Raw genomic sequence first — 17,868 nt, 5'->3', positions numbered from 1 at the left:
TAACACCATGACTATCAAAGCGATCAACGTGCGTAACCAGTTCAAAGGCACCATCAAGGAAATCGTCGAAGGCGACGTACTGTCGGAAATCGACGTGCAGACGGCGTCCGGCATCGTCACGTCAGTGATCACCACCCGCTCGGTCAAAGAGCTGGAGCTGGTGATTGGCAGTGAAGTGATTGCGTTTGTAAAGTCCACCGAGGTGTCGATCGCCAAGCTGTGATCGGCTTCAGGCCGCTATCGCAGGCAAGCCTACTGCCACATTCGAACATGGGAATGCGGTCGAATGTGGGAGCGGGCTTGCTCGCGAAGAGACCGGCCCAGTCACCGTAAAACTTATCGCTTAGGCAAAAACACCGGCAAATAAAGCCCCACATACGCATCGAATACCCGCATCCCTTCCTCCGCCATGCGCGGGGTGATCTGCCCATGCTGATGCACCGAGCGCGCATACACGCGGTCGCTCAGTTCCAGTGCCAGGGCAAACACGTCCACATCCGCCGGCAGCGTCGGCACCTCAAAGTGGCGGTTGAACACTTGCAGCATCAAGTCCCCCAACTCCAGGTCGTGCTGGCGGTCGGCCTGGGTCACTTCGGTGAGGCCGTGCTGGGCGAGGATCAATTGGCGGGCGGCGGCGTCCTTGCTGTAGATCGCCAGCATGCGCAACTCGACCAAGCGCGACAGGTCGCGCCAAGTGTGCAGTTGGTCGTGGTCGATGGGTGCTTGCAGCGCTGCGCGGAAGGCGGCGTGCACGTCTGCCGTCAGGGCTTCGAGTAAGGCCGGTACGCTGGCGAAAAAGTGATACACCGAGGACGGCGGAATCTGCGCCCGTTCGGCCACGCTGTAGATCGACAGGCTGGCCACACCTTCGGCGGCCAGCAAGGTGCGGGCGGCGTCGAGGATCGCGTCGATCCGGGCCTGGCTGCGGGCGCGGGGTTTGCGAGGGGCGGCGGGGCGGGTCATGGATGTCTCCTACAGGGCAGCGGGCATTGTATGAGCAGGAAGGTGTGTTGTCTGCCAAACCGCTATCGCTGTAGGCGCGGGCTTGCCAGCGATCCGCCGCAGGCGGCCATAAAAAAACGCCACAGGCCATAAGCCTGCAGCGTTCATTTATTGCAGCCACCGCTTACACGGTATGCAGATACCAGTTGTATTCAAGGTCGGAGATGGAGTGTTCGAACTCCTCCAGCTCACTTTCCTTACAGGCGACGAAGATATCGATGTATTTCGGATCGATGTACTTGGCCATCACCTCGCTGTCGTCCAACTCGCGCAGGGCGTCGCGCAGGTTGTTCGGCAGGCTTTGCTCGTTCTGCTCGTAGCTGTTGCCTTCCACCGGTGCGCCAGGCTCGATCTTGTTGGTCAGGCCGTGGTGTACGCCTGCCAGGACCGAAGCCATCAGCAGGTAAGGGTTGGCATCGGCGCCGGCCACACGGTGTTCGATACGTACGGCGTCGGACGAGCCGGTCGGTACGCGAATCGCCACGGTGCGGTTGTCCAGGCCCCAGCACGGCGAGTTCGGCACGTAGAACTGTGCGCCGAAACGACGGTAGGAGTTGACGTTGGGGCACAGGAAAGCCATTTGTGCAGGCAGGGTCTCCAGCACACCGCCGATCGCGTGACGCAATGCGGCGTTCTGCTCGGGATCCTCGCTGGCAAAGATGTTCTTGCCGTCTTTGTCCAGGATCGAAATATGCACGTGCAACCCATTGCCGGCCTGGCCTGGGTAAGGCTTGGCCATGAAGGTGGTATCCATCTCATGGTCGTAGGCAATGTTCTTGATCAAACGCTTGAGCAGTACCGCGTAGTCGCATGCCTTGATCGGATCGGCGACGTGGTGCAGGTTCACTTCGAACTGCGCCGGGGCACTTTCCTTGACGATGGCGTCAGCCGGGATGCCTTGCTCTTTGGCACCTTCCAGAATGTCCTGGAGGCAGTCGACGTATTCGTCGAGGTCGTCGATCAGGTAGACCTGTGTCGAGTGCGGGCGTTTGCCGGAAATCGGCGAGCGGGGAGGTTGTGGCCGGCCGTTCACGTTCTCCTGGTCGATCAGGTAGAACTCAAGCTCGAAGGCGGCGCAGATGGTCAGGCCCATATCGTCAAACTTGGTTACAACTTGGCGGAGCACTTCGCGCGGATCGGCGAAGAAAGGTTCACCTTCAAGTTCGTGCATGGTCATCAGCAGTTGCGCGGTAGGGCGCTTTTGCCAGGGTTCATTGCACAGGGTGTCGGGGATTGGATAACAGATTCGGTCAGCATCACCGATGTCCAGACCCAGGCCGGTGCTTTCCACCGTCGAGCCATTGATATCCAGGGCAAATAAAGAGGCCGGCAAGTTGATGCCTTTCTCGTAAACCTTGTGGAGGCTGGTGCGTTCGATGCGCTTACCGCGCACCACACCATTCATATCCGCAATTAGAAGGTCTACGTACAGAACCTCAGGATGATCCTTAAGGAACGCGTTCGCTTCGTTAAGCTGAACGGCACGCGGGGGTACCGACATGATGCAACACCTTTGTTGTTAAAAATATCAATCATTGATCTTTTCTGGTTTCAGTCAACCCGAACGGCTTGCCGAAGTCAAGCGAGGCCTTTTTTGCCCTAAAAAAGCGCCCGGGGGGCTTTTTTGCGGCTTTTTTGGGCAGTTTTGCCAGTTTGACCGGCTTGGGACTAGCAGGCTTGAGCGGGCCGTGTTGTATTTTTTACGGGGGTGTTGTGTAAAAAAATGAACAAGGCTAAGCTCGATTCAAACCCATAACAGCAATAATACCGGGGTGCTTCATGTCTGGCCTGCCGTTAATCGGCGTCACCGCCTGCTCCAAACAGGTTGGTCTGCATGCTTATCACATCAGTGGCGACAAATACGTCCGCGCCGTGGCAGTCGCTGCCAAGGGCCTGCCATTGATTATTCCGTCCTTGGCGGAGCTGTTCGAACCGGCCAATATTCTTGACGGTCTGGACGGCATTCTCTTTACCGGCTCACCTTCCAATATCGAACCCTTCCATTACGACGGTCCGGCCAGTGCGCCCGGGACTGCCCATGATCCTGCACGGGACCAGAGCACCCTGCCGCTGATTCGCGCCGCGATTGCCGCAGGCGTGCCGGTGCTGGGGATTTGCCGGGGCTTCCAGGAAATGAACGTGGCCCTGGGCGGCAGCCTGCACCAGAAGGTTCATGAGTTGCCGGGTATGCTCGATCACCGCGAAGACGATACCCAGCCGCTGGAAGTCCAGTACGGCCCGGCGCACGCCGTGGCGATTGCCCCGGGCGGGGTATTGGCGGGCCTGGGCTTGCCGGACACGATCCAGGTCAACTCGATCCACAGCCAGGGCGTCGACCGCCTGGCGCCGGGCCTGCAGGTCGAGGCGACCGCGCCGGACGGCCTGGTCGAGGCTTTTTCGCTCAAACAGGGCAAGGCTTTTGCAGACGCTTTTGCATTAGGAGTGCAATGGCACCCTGAATGGCAGGTAAGCTCCAACCCGTACTACCTCGCGATCTTCCAGGCATTTGGCGATGCCTGCCGAACGCGGGCGAAACAAAGAGACGCGCACGCGTCAAACAACGCCTGACCTTTAATGGATGTCAGGAAACCCAGCCCAGAGGCATTTATGAGTAACAACCTCGACCAGCTCACCGATTGGTTGAAAGACCACAAGATCACAGAAGTCGAATGCATGATTGGCGACCTCACGGGGATCACCCGGGGCAAGATCTCGCCGACCAACAAGTTCATTGCCGAAAAAGGCATGCGCCTGCCCGAGAGCGTTCTGTTGCAGACCGTGACCGGCGACTATGTCGAAGACGACATCTATTACGAATTGCTCGACCCGGCCGACATCGACATGATCTGCCGCCCGGACCAAAACGCTGTGTTCCTGGTGCCCTGGGCCATCGAGCCCACCGCCCAGGTGATCCACGACACCTACGACAAGCAAGGCAACCCCATCGAGCTGTCGCCGCGCAACGTGCTCAAGAAAGTCCTCAAGCTCTACGCCGACAAAGGCTGGCAGCCCATCGTGGCGCCAGAGATGGAGTTCTACCTGACCAAGCGCTGCGAAGACCCGGACTTCCCGCTGCAACCGCCGATTGGCCGCTCTGGCCGTCCGGAAACCGGTCGCCAGTCCTTCTCTATAGAAGCGGCCAACGAATTCGACCCACTGTTCGAAGATGTCTACGACTGGTGCGAGCTGCAGGAACTGGACCTCGACACCCTGATCCACGAGGACGGCACGGCGCAGATGGAAATCAACTTCCGTCACGGCGATGCCCTGTCCCTGGCCGACCAGATCCTGGTGTTCAAGCGCACCATGCGTGAAGCCGCGCTCAAGCACGACGTGGCCGCCACCTTCATGGCCAAGCCGATGACCGGCGAGCCCGGCAGTGCCATGCACCTGCACCAGAGCATCATTGATATCGCCACCGGCAAGAACGTGTTCTCCAATGAGGACGGCTCCAAGAGCGAGCTGTTCCTGCACCACATCGGTGGCCTGCAGAAGTTCATCCCCGAGCTGTTGCCGCTGTTCGCGCCTAACGTCAACTCGTTCCGCCGCTTCCTGCCCGACACCTCGGCGCCGGTGAACGTGGAGTGGGGCGAAGAGAACCGCACCGTGGGCCTGCGCGTGCCGGATGCCGGCCCGCAGAACCGCCGCGTGGAAAACCGCCTGCCGGGCGCCGATGCCAACCCGTACCTGGCCATCGCCGCCAGCCTGCTGTGCGGCTATATCGGCATGGTCGAAGGCATCAGCCCGAGCGCCCCGGTGGTCGGTCGTGGTTACGAGCGACGCAACCTGCGCCTGCCGTTGACTATCGAAGATGCGCTGGAGCGCATGGAAAACAGCAAGACCATCGAGAAATACCTGGGTCACAAATTCATCACTGGCTACGTCGCGGTCAAGCGGGCCGAGCATGAAAACTTCAAGCGCGTGATCAGTTCGTGGGAGCGGGAATTCCTGCTCTTCGCCGTCTGATGCGCCGGGTGCGGCCAGGATGGGTCGCACCTTCACCTACTTTTTGGAGATTGGTATGTCCAGCAACAACCCGCAAACCCGTGAATGGCAAGCCCTGAGCAACGATCATCACTTGGCGCCGTTCAGCGACTTCAAGCAGTTGAAAGAGAAAGGCCCGCGCATTATCACCAACGCCAAGGGCGTTTACCTGTGGGACAGCGAAGGCAACAAGATCCTCGACGGCATGGCCGGCCTGTGGTGCGTGGCCATCGGTTATGGTCGCGATGAGCTGGCTGACGCCGCCGCCAAGCAGATGAAACAACTGCCTTACTACAACCTGTTCTTCCAGACCGCCCACCCGCCAGTGCTGGAACTGGCCAAGGCGATCGCCGATATCGCCCCGGCCGGCATGAACCACGTGTTCTTCACTGGCTCCGGCTCCGAAGGCAACGACACCATGTTGCGCATGGTCCGCCACTATTGGGCGATCAAGGGCCAGCCGAACAAGAAGACCATCATCAGCCGCAAGAATGGCTACCACGGTTCCACCGTGGCCGGCGCCAGCCTGGGCGGCATGACTTATATGCACGAGCAGGGCGACTTGCCGATCCCGGGCATCGTGCACATCGCCCAGCCGTACTGGTTTGGCGAAGGCGGCGACATGAGCCCTGAAGAGTTCGGGGTGTGGGCCGCCAATCAACTGGAAGAGAAGATTCTGGAAGTCGGCGTGGACAACGTCGGTGCCTTTATCGCCGAGCCGATCCAGGGCGCCGGCGGTGTGATCGTGCCGCCAGAGACCTACTGGCCGCGCATCAAGGAAATCCTCGCCAAGTACGACATCCTGTTTGTCGCCGACGAAGTGATCTGTGGCTTTGGCCGCACCGGTGAGTGGTTCGGTAGCGATTTCTATGGTCTCAAGCCGGACATGATGACCATCGCCAAGGGCCTGACCTCGGGCTACATCCCCATGGGCGGCCTGATCGTGCGCGACGAAGTGGTGGCAGTGCTCAACGAAGGCGGCGATTTCAACCACGGCTTCACCTATTCCGGGCACCCGGTGGCTGCTGCGGTGGCCCTGGAAAACATCCGCATCATGCGCGATGAAAAAATTGTCAGCCGCGTCCATGACGAAACGGCACCGTATTTGCAAAAGCGTCTACGCGAGCTCGCGGATCATCCGCTGGTGGGCGAAGTACGTGGTGTCGGCATGTTGGGTGCGATCGAGCTGGTACAGGACAAGGCCACGCGCAAGCGTTATGAAGGCAAGGGCGTGGGCATGATCTGCCGCACCTTCTGTTTCGAAAATGGCCTGATCATGCGCGCCGTGGGCGACACCATGATCATTTCGCCGCCGCTGGTGATCAGCAAGGCCGAGATTGACGAGCTGGTCACCAAGGCTCGCCAGTGCCTGGACCTGACTTTGGCGGCATTGCAGGGCTAAGTGCTAGGCTCAGAATGCAGCGGCTAGCGGCTGTTGCATTCGGGCAATGATAAATGCGGGGCTTTGGTTGAAAGCCGGCCCCTGAACTTGCCAGACTGTCGCCCTGTTTTGTTGCCCTTCGACGGGCCATGAAACGTAGAAAAATGTGGCCCAAAAAAGAAAAATTGGAGCATGACCGAATGAAGGCATTAGGTTTGAAGAACGCTGGCAAGACCCTCCTGGCCTTGTCCCTGATGGGCGTGATGGCGGGCGCGGCCCAGGCAGACAGTAAAGTACTGCATGTCTACAACTGGTCCGACTATATTGCACCGGACACCATCGCCAACTTCGAGAAAGAGTCTGGCATCAAAGTGGTGTACGACGTTTTCGACAGCAACGAAACCCTCGAGGCCAAGCTGCTGGCGGGCAAGTCCGGCTACGACGTGGTTGTGCCGTCGAACAACTTCCTGGCCAAGCAGATCAAGGCCGGTGTGTACCAGGAGCTGGACAAGTCCAAGCTGCCTAACTGGAAGAACCTCGATACCGACCTGCTCAAGGCCGTCGGTGACGCCAGCGACAAAGGCAACCTGCACGCATTCCCGTACATGTGGGGCACCATCGGCATCGGCTACAACCCCGACAAGGTCAAGGCTGCGCTGGGCGTGGACAAGATCGACTCGTGGGATGTGCTGTTCAAGCCCGAGAACATCGAAAAACTCAAAAGCTGTGGCGTGAGCTTCCTCGATTCGCCAACCGAAATGATCCCGGTGGCCCTGCACTACCTGGGCTACCCGACCGACAGCCAGGACAAGAAGCAACTGGCTGAAGCCGAGGCACTGTTCCTCAAGATCCGTCCTTCGATAGGCTACTTCCATTCCTCCAAGTACATCTCGGACCTGGCCAACGGCAACATCTGCGTGGCCGTGGGTTACTCGGGCGACCTGGAACAATCCAAGTCCCGCGCGGCTGAAGCCGGTGGCAAGGTCAAGGTTTCCTACGCCATTCCCAAGGAAGGCGCAGGCAGCTTCTACGACATGGTCGCCATCCCTAAAGATGCCGAGAACCTGGACGCCGCCTACCAGTTCATGAACTACCTGCTCAAGCCTGAAGTCATGGCTGCCATCACCAACAGCGTACGTTTCCCGAACGGTAACAAGGCCGCTACGCCGCTGGTGAACAAGGATATTTCGGGTGACCCGAGCATCTATCCCTCGGATGCAGTGAAAGCCAAGCTGTATGCAATCAGCGACCTGCCGGCCGCTACCCAGCGCCTGCTGACACGCAGCTGGACCAAGATCAAGTCGGGTAAATAAGCCTTGATAAGTGTGGGAGAGGGTTTGGGTGGGAGCGGGCTTGCTCGCGAAAGCGGCGTGTCAGTAGAGACATATGCAGGCTGACACGCCGCCTTCGCGAGCAAGCCCGCTCCCACACAAGCCCGCTCTCACAAATTAAATGACAGAAAGTTTTGCCGGATCGGTTTATCGAGGGTAAGTTGCGCGCCGGTTTTGTTGTCGGGCAACAACTTTGGGCCCAACTATTTAAGAGGACCTCCACTTGCCAATTTCTTTATTTCGCAAAGCCTTGCTGGTAGGGGCGGGTCTCACGTTGGCAGTCAGCGTGCAGGCGGCTTCGACTGTGCATATTTATAACTGGTCGGACTACATCGGCCCCGACACCCTGGCCAACTTTGAAAAGGCCACCGGCATCAAGCCGGTCTATGACGTGTTCGATTCCAACGAAACCCTGGAAGGCAAGTTGCTGGCCGGGCGCACCGGGTATGACGTGGTGGTGCCGTCCAACCACTTTTTGGGCAAGCAGATCAAGGCGGGCGCGTTCCAGAAGATCGACAAGTCGTTGCTAAGCAACTATGCCAATCTCGACCCGGCGCTGCTCAAGCGCCTGGAAAAGAACGACCCGGGTAACCAATACGCGGTGCCTTACCTGTGGGGCACCAACGGCATTGGCTACAACGTCGACAAAGTCAAAGAAGTGCTGGGTGTCGACAAGATCGACTCCTGGGCCGTGCTGTTCGAGCCGGAAAACATGAAGAAGCTGGCCAGTTGCGGCGTGTCCTTCATGGACTCGGCCGATGAAATGCTACCGGCGGTGCTCAACTACATGGGCCTGGACCCTAATAGCACCAACCCGGCCGACTATAAAAAGGCCGAGGAAAAACTCCTGAAAGTACGTCCCTACGTGACCTACTTCCACTCATCCAAATACATCTCGGACCTGGCCAACGGCAATATCTGCGTGGCTGCCGGCTTCTCCGGCGATGTGTTCCAGGCCAAGGCCCGGGCGGCCGAGGCAGGCAAGGGCGTGAACATCGCCTACGCGATTCCGAAAGAAGGCGGCAACCTGTGGTTTGACGTGCTGGCGATCCCCAAGGACGCGACCAACGTCAAGGAGGCCCACGCCTTCATCAACTATTTACTGCAACCTGAAGTGATCGCTCAGGTCAGTGATTACGTCGGCTACGCCAACCCTAACCCAGGGGCGGACACGCTGATGGAGCAATCGATACGCACCGACGAAGCGGTTTATCCACCGCAGGCGGTTCTCGACCGGACGTTTGTCAACTTCGAGCTACCCCCGAAAGTGCAACGCTTGATGACCCGTAGTTGGACCAAGGTCAAGACGGGCAAGTAAGGCTCACACTATCTAAGGTTCGTCCGTATTGGACGTTCTGCACTCTTTTTTTCTGGGAGTTTCGTAAATGGCAGTTGCCTCCGGCGCCTATAAGAAAGCCCTCGAGGGCGACCAGACACCGAAAAAGGTGTTGGTCAAAATCGACCGGGTCACGAAGAAGTTCGACGAGACGATTGCCGTGGACGATGTGTCCCTGGAAATCAAGAAAGGCGAGATATTCGCCTTGCTCGGCGGTTCTGGTTCGGGCAAGTCCACCTTGCTGCGCATGCTCGCAGGTTTCGAGCGACCGACCGAAGGGCGGATTTTCCTCGACGGTGTGGATATCACCGACATGCCGCCCTACGAGCGGCCGATCAACATGATGTTCCAGTCCTACGCCTTGTTCCCACACATGACCGTGGCGCAGAACATCGCCTTCGGCCTGCAACAGGACAAGATCCCCAAGGCCGAAGTCGAGGCCCGCGTGGCCGAGATGCTCAAGCTGGTACAGATGAGCCAGTACGCCAAGCGCAAGCCGCACCAGTTGTCTGGCGGCCAGCGTCAGCGGGTGGCCCTGGCCCGGTCCCTGGCCAAGCGCCCGAAACTGCTGCTGCTCGATGAGCCAATGGGCGCGCTGGACAAGAAGCTGCGCTCGCAGATGCAGCTTGAACTCGTCGAAATCATCGAGCGCGTCGGCGTGACCTGCGTGATGGTGACCCACGACCAGGAAGAGGCCATGACCATGGCCGAGCGCATCGCGATCATGCACCTGGGCTGGATCGCGCAGATCGGCAGCCCGATCGATATCTACGAAACCCCCACCAGCCGCCTGGTGTGCGAGTTCATCGGCAACGTCAACATCTTCGACACCGTGGTGGTGGATGACGCCGAAGGCCACGCGGTGCTCAAGTGCGCCGACCTGGACCGCGATATCTACGTGGGTTATGGCATCGCCACGTCGGTGGAAGACAAGTCGGTGACCTACGCCATCCGCCCGGAAAAGCTGCTGGTCACCACCGAAATGCCGACCTGCGAGCACAACTGGTCCAGCGGCAAGGTGCATGACATTGCCTACCTGGGCGGCCACTCGGTGTTCTACGTCGAGCTGCCGAGCGGCAAGCTGGTGCAGTCCTTCGTCGCCAACGCCGAACGCCGTGGCGCGCGGCCGACCTGGGGTGACCAGGTCTACGTATGGTGGGAAGACGACAGCGGCGTGGTACTTCGCTCATGAACATGAAGAAATTCAAACGGCGATTGCACCGAATAATTCCCAGCGGCAAGCAGGTGGTCATCGGGATTCCATTCCTGTGGCTGTTCCTGTTCTTCATGCTGCCGTTCTTCATCGTCCTGAAGATCAGCTTTGCCGAAGCCGACGTGGCGATCCCGCCCTACACCGAGATCTACACCTACATCGAGCAGAAGCTGGAGGTGGTGCTCAACCTGGCCAACTACAGCCTGCTGGCCGGCGACGAACTGTACATTGCCGCCTACCTGGGCTCGCTGAAGATGGCGTTTTTCAGCACGGCCTTGTGCCTGCTGATCGGCTACCCGATGGCCTACGCCATCGCCAGTGCGCGCAAAGAGATGCAGACCGTGCTGGTGCTGCTGATCATGATGCCGACCTGGACCGCGATCCTGATCCGCGTGTATGCGTGGATGGGCATCCTTAGCAACAACGGCTTGCTCAATGGCTTCCTGATGTCCATGGGCCTGATCAACGAACCGTTGCAGATCCTCAACACCAATATCGCGGTGTATATCGGCGTGGTCTATTCGTACCTGCCGTTCATGATCCTGCCGCTGTATGCCAACCTGGTCAAACATGACCAGAGCCTGCTGGAAGCCGCGTCGGACCTGGGTTCGAGCACCTTCAACAGCTTCTGGAAAATCACCGTGCCGCTGTCCAAGAACGGCATCATTGCCGGCTGCATGCTGGTATTCATCCCGGTGGTGGGCGAGTTCGTGATCCCGGAACTGCTGGGCGGCCCGGAAACCCTGATGATCGGTAAAGTGTTGTGGCAAGAATTCTTCAACAACCGCGACTGGCCGGTGGCCTCTGCGCTGGCGGTGGTGATGCTGGCGATCCTGATCGTGCCGATCATTCTGTTTAACCGCAGCCAAGCCAAAGAGATGGAGGGCAAGGTATGAAGCGCTTCAGTTTCTCCAGCTTCATGCTGGTCGTAGGGCTGCTGTTCATCTACCTGCCGATGCTGATCCTGGTGATCTATTCGTTCAACGAATCGAAACTGGTGACGGTGTGGGGCGGCTGGTCGATCAAGTGGTACGTGGGCCTGTTGGACAACACCCAGTTGATGGGCTCGGTGGCGCGCTCCCTGGAAATCGCCTGCTACACGGCGGTGGCCGCGGTGGCGCTGGGTACGTTGGCAGCGTTCGTGCTGACCCGTATCAGCCAGTTCAAGGGCCGCACGCTGTTTGGCGGCCTGGTGACCGCGCCGCTGGTGATGCCGGAAGTGATCACCGGTCTGTCGCTGTTGCTGCTGTTCGTGGCCATGGCGCAGATGATCGGCTGGCCCCAGGAGCGTGGCATCGTCACCATCTGGATCGCCCACACCACGTTCTGTGCGGCGTATGTGGCGGTGGTGGTGTCGGCACGCTTGCGTGAGCTGGACCTGTCGATCGAAGAGGCGGCCATGGACCTGGGTGCGCGGCCGTGGAAGGTGTTCTTCCTGATCACCATCCCGATGATCGCACCCTCGCTGGCGGCGGGCGGCATGATGTCGTTCGCGTTGTCCCTGGATGACCTGGTACTGGCCAGCTTCGTGTCGGGCCCGGGTTCGACCACCTTGCCGATGGAAGTGTTCTCGGCGGTGCGCCTTGGGGTCAAGCCCGAGATCAACGCCGTGGCCAGCCTGATTCTGTTGGCGGTGTCGCTGGTGACCTTTTTGGTGTGGTTCTTCAGCCGCCGTGCCGAAGAGCGTCGCAAGAAGGCGATCCAGCAAGCGATCGAAGAAGCCGCGGCGGATGGCTGGAAACAGCCGGATGTACGGCGCGCGCCCGCACCGGTCTAACGGCCGGAACAGGCTCAAAATGTGGGAGCTGGCTTGCCTGCGATAGCAGAGTGTCAGTCACAGAAGATGTGACTGAACCACCGCTATCGCAGGCAAGCCAGCTCCCACATTCAATTGCATTTCAAGTTGATTAAGCCGTCCACGGCGACTGGCGAATCACCTCGACAAAGTTCATCGGCTTGAACCCCGGCTCCTGATCCACCAGCACATCGGTCTTCACGTTGCCAAACGTGGTCTGCGGGCGATGGCGCAACCCGTCGGCAAACGCGCAGATGATGCACTCCTTGAACCCTTCACCCCGTGGATGCGCATGCACCACCGCCTCGCGCTGCACGTGGGTAAACGCGGCGTAGTCCATGCCCAGCACATCCATCTCCACGCCAGCGGTCACCAGGGCGACGGTAGGGCGCAGGTGCTTGGGCACGCCCGGCGTGGTGTGCAGGGCGATGGACAGCCACACCTGCTCGATATCGTCGTCGCTCAAGCCATAAGGCTTCAGAAAGGCGGCGGCAGCGTTGGCGCCGTCCACTTCAAAACGCTCATCATCGCTGCGGTGGCCGGCCACCAGGCCCAAGTCATGGAACATTGCGCCGATGTACAGCAGCTCCGGGTTGTAGGCCAATTGCTGGCGCTCGCCGCTCAAGGCGCCAAACAGGAACACCCGGCGGGAGTGGTGGTAGAGCAGGTCGGATTCAATGTCGCGGATGTACTCGGTGGTAGCCTTGGCCAGGGCACTGTCGGGGATTTTGATGCCGGCGATGGTGGTGCTCATGGTCATGATCCTCAAGAAAGCGCCGGTTGGCGCTGATCAGTCCAGTCTGGTCGCCCAACTGCCAGGCAACCACCGCCGCAGGGGCGCGATCCCGGCCAATGTGCCTTCATATCGCGCCATGGTTGTACACGATGCAATGTGGGAGCTGGCTTGCCTGCGATAGCATCGCCTCGGTACATCAGGTATACCCAGGTGATGCCATCGCAGCGATGCGGCGATCCGACAAGCCAGCTCCCACAGGGTTTTGCGACAGTCCAGAGGAAGGTTTACCCATGCACAAGACCGTCGCGATCCTGATCTTCCCCGGCGTCCAGTCGCTGGACGTGACCGGCCCCATGGATGTGTTCTGCGAGGCCAATCGCTTCCTGGCGCCTGCGGATCATTACCGGCTCGAAGTCATCGGCCAGGTCCAGGGCCAGATCGCCTGTTCCAACGGTCTGTCCTTGCAGGCTCATATCCATTACAGCAATGCGCTGCAAGCCTATGACCTGTTGTTGGTCGCCGGCGGCCCGCAGTTGCCCTTCGAAGATTTCGGCGCGCCGTTCCATCAATGGCTGCGTGACGCCAGCGCCAGGGCCCGGCGCTTCGGTTCGATCTGTAATGGCGCCTTCATGCTGGCCCGGGCCGGATTGCTGGATGGCAAAACCGTCACCACCCACTGGAGCGATGCGGCTGATCTGGCGCGCCTGTGCCCCTCGACCCAGGTCGACGCCGACCGCCTCTACGTGCAGGACGCCAACCTCTACACCTCGGCCGGGGTCACGGCGGGCATCGACCTGTCGCTGTACCTGTTGGCCCAGGACCACGGGCCGGAAGTGGCCTTGAGCGTGGCCAAGCGCCTGGTGGTGTTTACCCAGCGCAGCGGCGGGCAATCGCAGTTCAGCCCGTTTCTCACGCCCCACGCCGAAGCCACCTCGGCGGTGGCGCAAGTGCAGTTGTACGTGCTGGCGAACCTGACGGGTGACCTGGGCATCGCCGACCTGGCCCGCGCGGCCAATATGAGTGCGCGCAACTTTTCGCGGGTGTTTGCCCGCGAAGCGCGGATCACCCCGGCAGAGTTTGTCGAGCGCGCGCGGGTGGATGCGGCGCGGGTGATGCTCGAAAGCAGCACCGCACCGCTGAAGACCGTGGCCTACCAATGCGGGTTTCGCGACGCCCAGCACCTGCGCAGTGTGTTCAAGCGCCGGCTGGGGGTGACGCCGCAGCAGTTTCGGCTGAACTTTGCGGCGCTGGTTTGAGTGTGTCGTAGGCTTCCAGTGCGCGCAGCGAGTAGATGTAGGCGGCGCCGGCATTCAGCGAGATCGCGGTGGCAAGCGTCGCGGCGATTTCTTCGCGGGTGGCGCCGGCCTTGATCGCGGCGTCGGCATGTACGCCGATGCAGCCGTCGCAGCGGGTGGTGATGGCCACGGCAATCGCGATCAGTTCGCGGGTCTTGGCATCCAGGACGTTGTTTTCCTCGGCAGCCTCGCCCAGCGCCATGTAGGCTTTGACCATCTTCGGGTTGCTCTTGCCCAGTGCGCCAAAGGCGTTCTTCACGGTGGGCAGCAAGTCGGGCCAGTTATTGAACATTGCGTTGACTCCTGAACGGGTTGGGTGTGAAGCCAGTGTGTGCCGTTCGGATTTGGCGGTATTGTTCGATCCGCTCATCTTTTTGACCGATATTCGCAAATGAACGCTATCGACACGCTGATCACATTGGCCAACCTGCGTGGCCGCCTTGACGTGCGCTGCCAGTTCCAGGGCGACTGGGCCCTGGACCATGCGCCCGAATCGCTGGGGATGGCGCCGTATCATATTGTCGTGCGGGGGACCTGCCACGCCGAGCTTTCGGGTGGGCAGCAGGTGACGCTGGCAGAAGGCGATATCCTGTTGATGCCCGGTGGTGCGACCCATCTGCTGCGCAGCCAGGGCGCGCAGACCCTGCCGAGGCTGCCCACGGTGATCGACAGCGGGGTACTGAAGGTGCATCGCTTGGGCGGTGATCAGCCGGATGTGGAGATGCTCTGTGGCGCCTTTCACTACAACCGCCAGTCGTTGCTGTTTGCGGCCTTGCCCGAGTACCTGGTGGTGTCCAGCCGACAATGGCCGGCCGATGGGCAACTGGCGGCACTGATTGCGCTGATGCGCAGTGAGGCTGACGGTGAGCGGCTGGGCGCGCGGTCGTTTATTGATGCCCTGTCGGTGGCGCTGTTCACCTTGCTGGTGCGCACCTGGTTGGCGCAACTGGCGCCGCTGGCCGGCACCTTTGCCTTGCTCACCGACAAACGCCTGGGCCGCGCCTGGCAGGCGATGCTGGCCGAGCCCGGGCATGACTGGACCATCGACAGCCTGGCGGGGGCTGCATCGATGTCCCGGGCCACGTTCATGCGCGCATTTGTCAAAGTGGCCGGCGTGTCGCCGTGGGTGCTGCTGACCCAGTTGCGCATGGAGCTGGCGTTCAATCTGCTGCAGCAGTCACGGCTGAGCCTGACGGATATTGCGGCCCGGGTGGGTTACCAGTCCCAGGCGGCGTTCAGCAAGAAATTCAAGGAGGCATATGGCCAAGCGCCCGGTCGAATGCGCAACGCAGATTAAAACTGTGGGAGCGGGCTTGCCCGCGATGGCGGTGTATCAGTCAACTAATGTATCGACTGACACTCAGCCATCGCGAGCAAGCCCGCTCCCACCGTTTTGAGGGTGTTTCTTCAGGGCTGTTGTGGGCGGGCCGGCAACAACTTGAGGGTGCCGCGAGTATTGGCCTGGACCTCTTCTTCATCAAAATGCGCCTGCTCGTACCCGCCCTCGATATAGGTCTCGGCCTGGTCGGCATAGTGCTTGTCGAACGGCACACCGCTTTGGCCCACCGGGTTGATGGTCAGCGCGTGAGCGGCGTCGGCAAAGTCCACCAGGCGTCGGGTGGACGGGCCGTACGTCACCGGCCATGGCGCAGGGCCGATGATTGCCGACAGGTTGTTCGGCACTTCGTGGCTGCCCGGTGAGGCGAACGGCCCGACATTGACGATCTGGTCCAGTGGCTTCTTGATGCCCAGCGGATGGCCGTGGGTCAGGGTATGGGCCTTGCCCCACTGCCATTGCGCCGGGTCGTCACCGAAGGTGGTTCTCAGGTGCGCCAGGCTGTTGTCCCAGGCGTGCTTGACGGTCGCGGCACGCTGGCCGTTCCACCACGGCGAATCGGCAGCAGCGGCCAGGCGTGGCAAGGCGGCGTCGATCACACGGGTGGTGATCAGGGTCTTGAACATCTCGTCACCCAGTTTGGGGCGAAAGGCCGCGTCAGTCAGGTCGTACAGCAGTTGGTTGAACAGCGTGGCCGGGATCGACTGCACCGGGTAGTCACCTTTCCACGCGGCCAGTTGCTCCAGCAGCTTGAGTTCGGCCGGGTCCTTGACCACCTCGCGCAGCACCGGCAACAGCGGCGCCAGCAGGCGTGGCCCGTAGGCAGTGGTGGTGCCCAGTTGCAGGGCCTGGCTGTTGTCCAGGTCCCATTTGACCTGGTTGGCGCTCAATTGCGCGTTCAACTGCTGGCCACGGTCCGCCAGGTTGTAATAGCCGGGGATCTGCATGCCAGTAGGTGACACCGGCTGGGCATTGGCCGAGACCACGTAGCCACGGGCCGGGTTTTCTTCCTGGGGGTTGGCGCTGAACGGGTAGAAGCCCAGCTTGTCGGCCTGGGCTGTGCTGCCATCGAGGATAAACCCGGCGTTGACCCCGGCCGGGCGGATCGGCAACTGCGCTGCGGCCCACCAGCCAATATCGCCCTTGGCATTGGCCCACACGATATTCAGCCCCGGTGCATGCACCTTGGCCACCGCCTGGCGGGCCTTGGCCAGGGTGTCGGCGCGGTTGAGTTGGTAGAAACCATCGAGGATCGGGTTTTCGGTATCGAGGAACGCCCACCACATGGCAATCGGCGTGGTGCCGGCATTGGCGCCGAGCACGTCGTTGATGATCGGGCCGTGGGGCGACTGGCGCAGGGTCAGCGTCACCGGGGCCTGGCCCTTGACCGCGATCTGTTGCTCGCTGCTGGTCATGTCGACCCACTGGTCGTGGTAGCGCACCTGGTTGGGGTTGTCCGGGTTGACCTGCTCGGCGATCAGGTCGAGGTCGTCGTTCTGGAACATCGTCAGGCTCCAGCCAAACGCTTTGTTATGGCCCAGGAACGCCACCGGCACCAGGGCGTTGTGATAACCGTAGAGTTCAAAGCCGGGCGCCGACAGGTGCGCCTCGTACCATACCGACGGCACCGAAAAGCGGATATGCGGGTCGCCCGCCAGCAACGGCTTGCCGCTCTTGGTGCGGTTGCCGCTGATGGCCCAGGCGTTGCTGCCTTCGAACTGCGGCAGGCCATTGTCGGCCAGGGCCTGCTCGCTGAGGCGGGCGATGGCGCTCAGGCCTTGCCAGTCGGCGGCGGCCAGGCCGAGGTCGCCCTTGGGTTTCCAGTCGAGGTCGAACACCTTCAGGTAATCGCTGCCCAGTTGGTCGCGCACGTAAGTCAGCAAGGGCTCTGTACGAAAGGCTGCGGCAAAGCTGTAGGCCAGGTAGCCGGCAATGCTGATGGTGTCCTCGGCGGTGAACGGCCGCTTGGGGATGCCCAGCACGTCAAACTCCATGGGGCTGGCGTGGCTGTCCTGATATTGGTTGATCCCGTCCAGATAGGCTTGCAGGGCCTTCCAGTGCGGGGACTGGCGGTCCATCTGGGCCGCGTAGGTGGTGGCGCGCTCGCGGATACGCAGGCTGCGGAACAGTTTATCGGTGTCCAGCAACTTGACGCCGAGCACCTCGGCCAGCTCACCGCGCGCCAGGCGGCGCATGATTTCCATCTGGAACAGGCGGTCCTGGGCGTGCACGTAACCCAGGGCGCGATACAGGTCGGCCTCGTTTTCCGCGCGGATATGCGGCACGCCCCGGTCGTCATAGCGCACCGTGACCGAGCCTTGCAGGTTGGCCAGCTCCACCGTGCCCTGGCGGGAGGGTTGCTTGCTGTAGACGTACCAGCCAGCCCCGAGGGCGATCAACACCAGCAGGGCTACAAGACCCGACAAAACGCGCTTCATAAACAATCCTTATTATTAGAA

The 17,868-nt window shown here is 60.7% G+C and carries 16 protein-coding genes; 11 read left to right on the top strand and 5 right to left on the bottom strand.

All coding sequences use genetic code 11. The features are described from left to right. The first annotated feature begins 7 nt into the window (after positions 1-7). Positions 8-223 carry a TOBE domain-containing protein gene (locus ACO77H_RS26540; RefSeq protein WP_003213899.1) on the top strand — a complete coding sequence of 72 codons (216 nt, stop codon included), beginning with the start codon at positions 8-10 and terminating at the stop codon, positions 221-223. 113 nt (positions 224-336) lie between these two features. Here ACO77H_RS26540 and ACO77H_RS26535 read toward each other — a convergent pair whose 3' ends face one another. Further along, on the bottom strand, positions 337-963 hold the full coding sequence (locus tag ACO77H_RS26535) for a TetR/AcrR family transcriptional regulator (RefSeq protein ID WP_169954987.1): 627 nt from the start codon (positions 961-963) through the stop codon (positions 337-339). Positions 964-1,126: 163 nt separating this feature from the next. After that, positions 1,127-2,503 carry a glutamine synthetase family protein gene (locus ACO77H_RS26530; protein ID WP_057440427.1) on the bottom strand — a complete coding sequence of 459 codons (1,377 nt, stop codon included), beginning with the start codon at positions 2,501-2,503 and terminating at the stop codon, positions 1,127-1,129. Positions 2,504-2,781: 278 nt separating this feature from the next. On the opposite strand from ACO77H_RS26530, the gene ACO77H_RS26525 reads away from it, so the two are divergent. The 8 genes from ACO77H_RS26525 (at position 2,782) to ACO77H_RS26490 (ending at position 12,024) form a co-directional block, all read left to right on the top strand. Next, complete coding sequence (locus tag ACO77H_RS26525) at positions 2,782-3,570, top strand: gamma-glutamyl-gamma-aminobutyrate hydrolase family protein (protein WP_169954986.1); 789 nt, start codon at positions 2,782-2,784, stop codon at positions 3,568-3,570. Between the two features lie 39 nt (positions 3,571-3,609). Further along, positions 3,610-4,968, top strand: a complete 1,359-nt coding sequence (locus tag ACO77H_RS26520) for a glutamine synthetase family protein (protein ID WP_038444282.1) — start codon at positions 3,610-3,612, stop codon at positions 4,966-4,968. Positions 4,969-5,023: 55 nt separating this feature from the next. After that, positions 5,024-6,388 (top strand): aspartate aminotransferase family protein, encoded by a 1,365-nt coding sequence (locus ACO77H_RS26515; RefSeq protein ID WP_169954984.1) that lies wholly within the window; start codon positions 5,024-5,026, stop codon positions 6,386-6,388. Positions 6,389-6,582: 194 nt separating this feature from the next. Further along, positions 6,583-7,680: a polyamine ABC transporter substrate-binding protein gene (locus ACO77H_RS26510; protein ID WP_038448089.1), complete on the top strand. Its 1,098-nt coding sequence runs from the start codon at positions 6,583-6,585 to the stop codon at positions 7,678-7,680. 241 nt (positions 7,681-7,921) lie between these two features. Beyond that, entirely contained in the window at positions 7,922-9,016 is a 1,095-nt protein-coding gene (locus ACO77H_RS26505) for a polyamine ABC transporter substrate-binding protein (protein WP_169954983.1), read from the top strand. Between the two features lie 67 nt (positions 9,017-9,083). Next, positions 9,084-10,226: an ABC transporter ATP-binding protein gene (locus ACO77H_RS26500; RefSeq protein WP_029289449.1), complete on the top strand. Its 1,143-nt coding sequence runs from the start codon at positions 9,084-9,086 to the stop codon at positions 10,224-10,226. Beyond that, positions 10,223-11,143, top strand: a complete 921-nt coding sequence (locus ACO77H_RS26495) for an ABC transporter permease subunit (protein WP_029289447.1) — start codon at positions 10,223-10,225, stop codon at positions 11,141-11,143. Before ACO77H_RS26500 ends, ACO77H_RS26495 begins: the two co-directional genes overlap by 4 nt. Continuing rightward, positions 11,140-12,024, top strand: coding sequence for an ABC transporter permease subunit (locus ACO77H_RS26490; protein ID WP_057440425.1), 885 nt, complete (start codon positions 11,140-11,142; stop codon positions 12,022-12,024). Before ACO77H_RS26495 ends, ACO77H_RS26490 begins: the two co-directional genes overlap by 4 nt. Before the next feature lie 130 nt (positions 12,025-12,154). On the opposite strand, the gene ACO77H_RS26485 is transcribed toward ACO77H_RS26490, so the two are convergent. After that, a complete protein-coding gene (locus tag ACO77H_RS26485) occupies positions 12,155-12,796 on the bottom strand; it encodes an HD domain-containing protein (protein ID WP_432754758.1) in 642 nt (213 codons plus the stop codon). A gap of 272 nt (positions 12,797-13,068) precedes the next feature. Here ACO77H_RS26485 and ACO77H_RS26480 point away from each other — a divergent pair, with 272 nt between their 5' ends. Continuing rightward, positions 13,069-14,034, top strand: a complete 966-nt coding sequence (locus ACO77H_RS26480; protein ID WP_432754757.1) for a GlxA family transcriptional regulator — start codon at positions 13,069-13,071, stop codon at positions 14,032-14,034. On the opposite strand, the gene ACO77H_RS26475 is transcribed toward ACO77H_RS26480, so the two are convergent. After that, a complete protein-coding gene (locus tag ACO77H_RS26475) occupies positions 13,973-14,365 on the bottom strand; it encodes a carboxymuconolactone decarboxylase family protein (protein WP_432754756.1) in 393 nt (130 codons plus the stop codon). The genes ACO77H_RS26480 and ACO77H_RS26475 overlap by 62 nt on opposite strands. 99 nt (positions 14,366-14,464) lie before the next feature. Between ACO77H_RS26475 and ACO77H_RS26470 the strand changes: the two genes are divergently transcribed. Beyond that, positions 14,465-15,370 carry an AraC family transcriptional regulator gene (locus ACO77H_RS26470; RefSeq protein WP_432754755.1) on the top strand — a complete coding sequence of 302 codons (906 nt, stop codon included), beginning with the start codon at positions 14,465-14,467 and terminating at the stop codon, positions 15,368-15,370. Between the two features lie 110 nt (positions 15,371-15,480). Here the strand turns inward: ACO77H_RS26470 and ACO77H_RS26465 are convergent, their stop codons facing one another. Next, positions 15,481-17,847, bottom strand: a complete 2,367-nt coding sequence (locus ACO77H_RS26465) for a penicillin acylase family protein (RefSeq protein WP_432754754.1) — start codon at positions 17,845-17,847, stop codon at positions 15,481-15,483. Positions 17,848-17,868 lie beyond the last annotated feature (21 nt).

The sequence above is a fragment of the Pseudomonas sp. WMBT8 genome, assembly GCF_050916005.1.
In the GTDB taxonomy this organism is placed as follows: Bacteria; Pseudomonadota; Gammaproteobacteria; order Pseudomonadales; family Pseudomonadaceae; genus Aquipseudomonas.
The sequence above is the reverse complement of the archived record's forward strand: the minus strand, read 5'-3'. Positions and strand labels throughout refer to the sequence as shown.

Excerpts from the sequence above, each read along its gene's own strand:
- ACO77H_RS26535 (WP_169954987.1), bottom strand. The coding sequence starts at position 963 with ATGACCCGCCCCGCCGCCCCTCGCAAACCCCGCGCCCGCAGCCAGGCC.
- ACO77H_RS26465 (WP_432754754.1), bottom strand. The coding sequence starts at position 17,847 with ATGAAGCGCGTTTTGTCGGGTCTTGTAGCCCTGCTGGTGTTGATCGCC.
- ACO77H_RS26475 (WP_432754756.1), bottom strand. The coding sequence starts at position 14,365 with ATGTTCAATAACTGGCCCGACTTGCTGCCCACCGTGAAGAACGCCTTT.
- ACO77H_RS26495 (WP_029289447.1), top strand. The coding sequence starts at position 10,223 with ATGAACATGAAGAAATTCAAACGGCGATTGCACCGAATAATTCCCAGC.
- ACO77H_RS26500 (WP_029289449.1), top strand. The coding sequence starts at position 9,084 with ATGGCAGTTGCCTCCGGCGCCTATAAGAAAGCCCTCGAGGGCGACCAG.
- ACO77H_RS26480 (WP_432754757.1), top strand. The coding sequence starts at position 13,069 with ATGCACAAGACCGTCGCGATCCTGATCTTCCCCGGCGTCCAGTCGCTG.
- ACO77H_RS26540 (WP_003213899.1), top strand. The coding sequence starts at position 8 with ATGACTATCAAAGCGATCAACGTGCGTAACCAGTTCAAAGGCACCATC.
- ACO77H_RS26520 (WP_038444282.1), top strand. The coding sequence starts at position 3,610 with ATGAGTAACAACCTCGACCAGCTCACCGATTGGTTGAAAGACCACAAG.
- ACO77H_RS26470 (WP_432754755.1), top strand. The coding sequence starts at position 14,465 with ATGAACGCTATCGACACGCTGATCACATTGGCCAACCTGCGTGGCCGC.
- ACO77H_RS26490 (WP_057440425.1), top strand. The coding sequence starts at position 11,140 with ATGAAGCGCTTCAGTTTCTCCAGCTTCATGCTGGTCGTAGGGCTGCTG.
- ACO77H_RS26530 (WP_057440427.1), bottom strand. The coding sequence starts at position 2,503 with ATGTCGGTACCCCCGCGTGCCGTTCAGCTTAACGAAGCGAACGCGTTC.
- ACO77H_RS26485 (WP_432754758.1), bottom strand. The coding sequence starts at position 12,796 with ATGAGCACCACCATCGCCGGCATCAAAATCCCCGACAGTGCCCTGGCC.
- ACO77H_RS26515 (WP_169954984.1), top strand. The coding sequence starts at position 5,024 with ATGTCCAGCAACAACCCGCAAACCCGTGAATGGCAAGCCCTGAGCAAC.
- ACO77H_RS26525 (WP_169954986.1), top strand. The coding sequence starts at position 2,782 with ATGTCTGGCCTGCCGTTAATCGGCGTCACCGCCTGCTCCAAACAGGTT.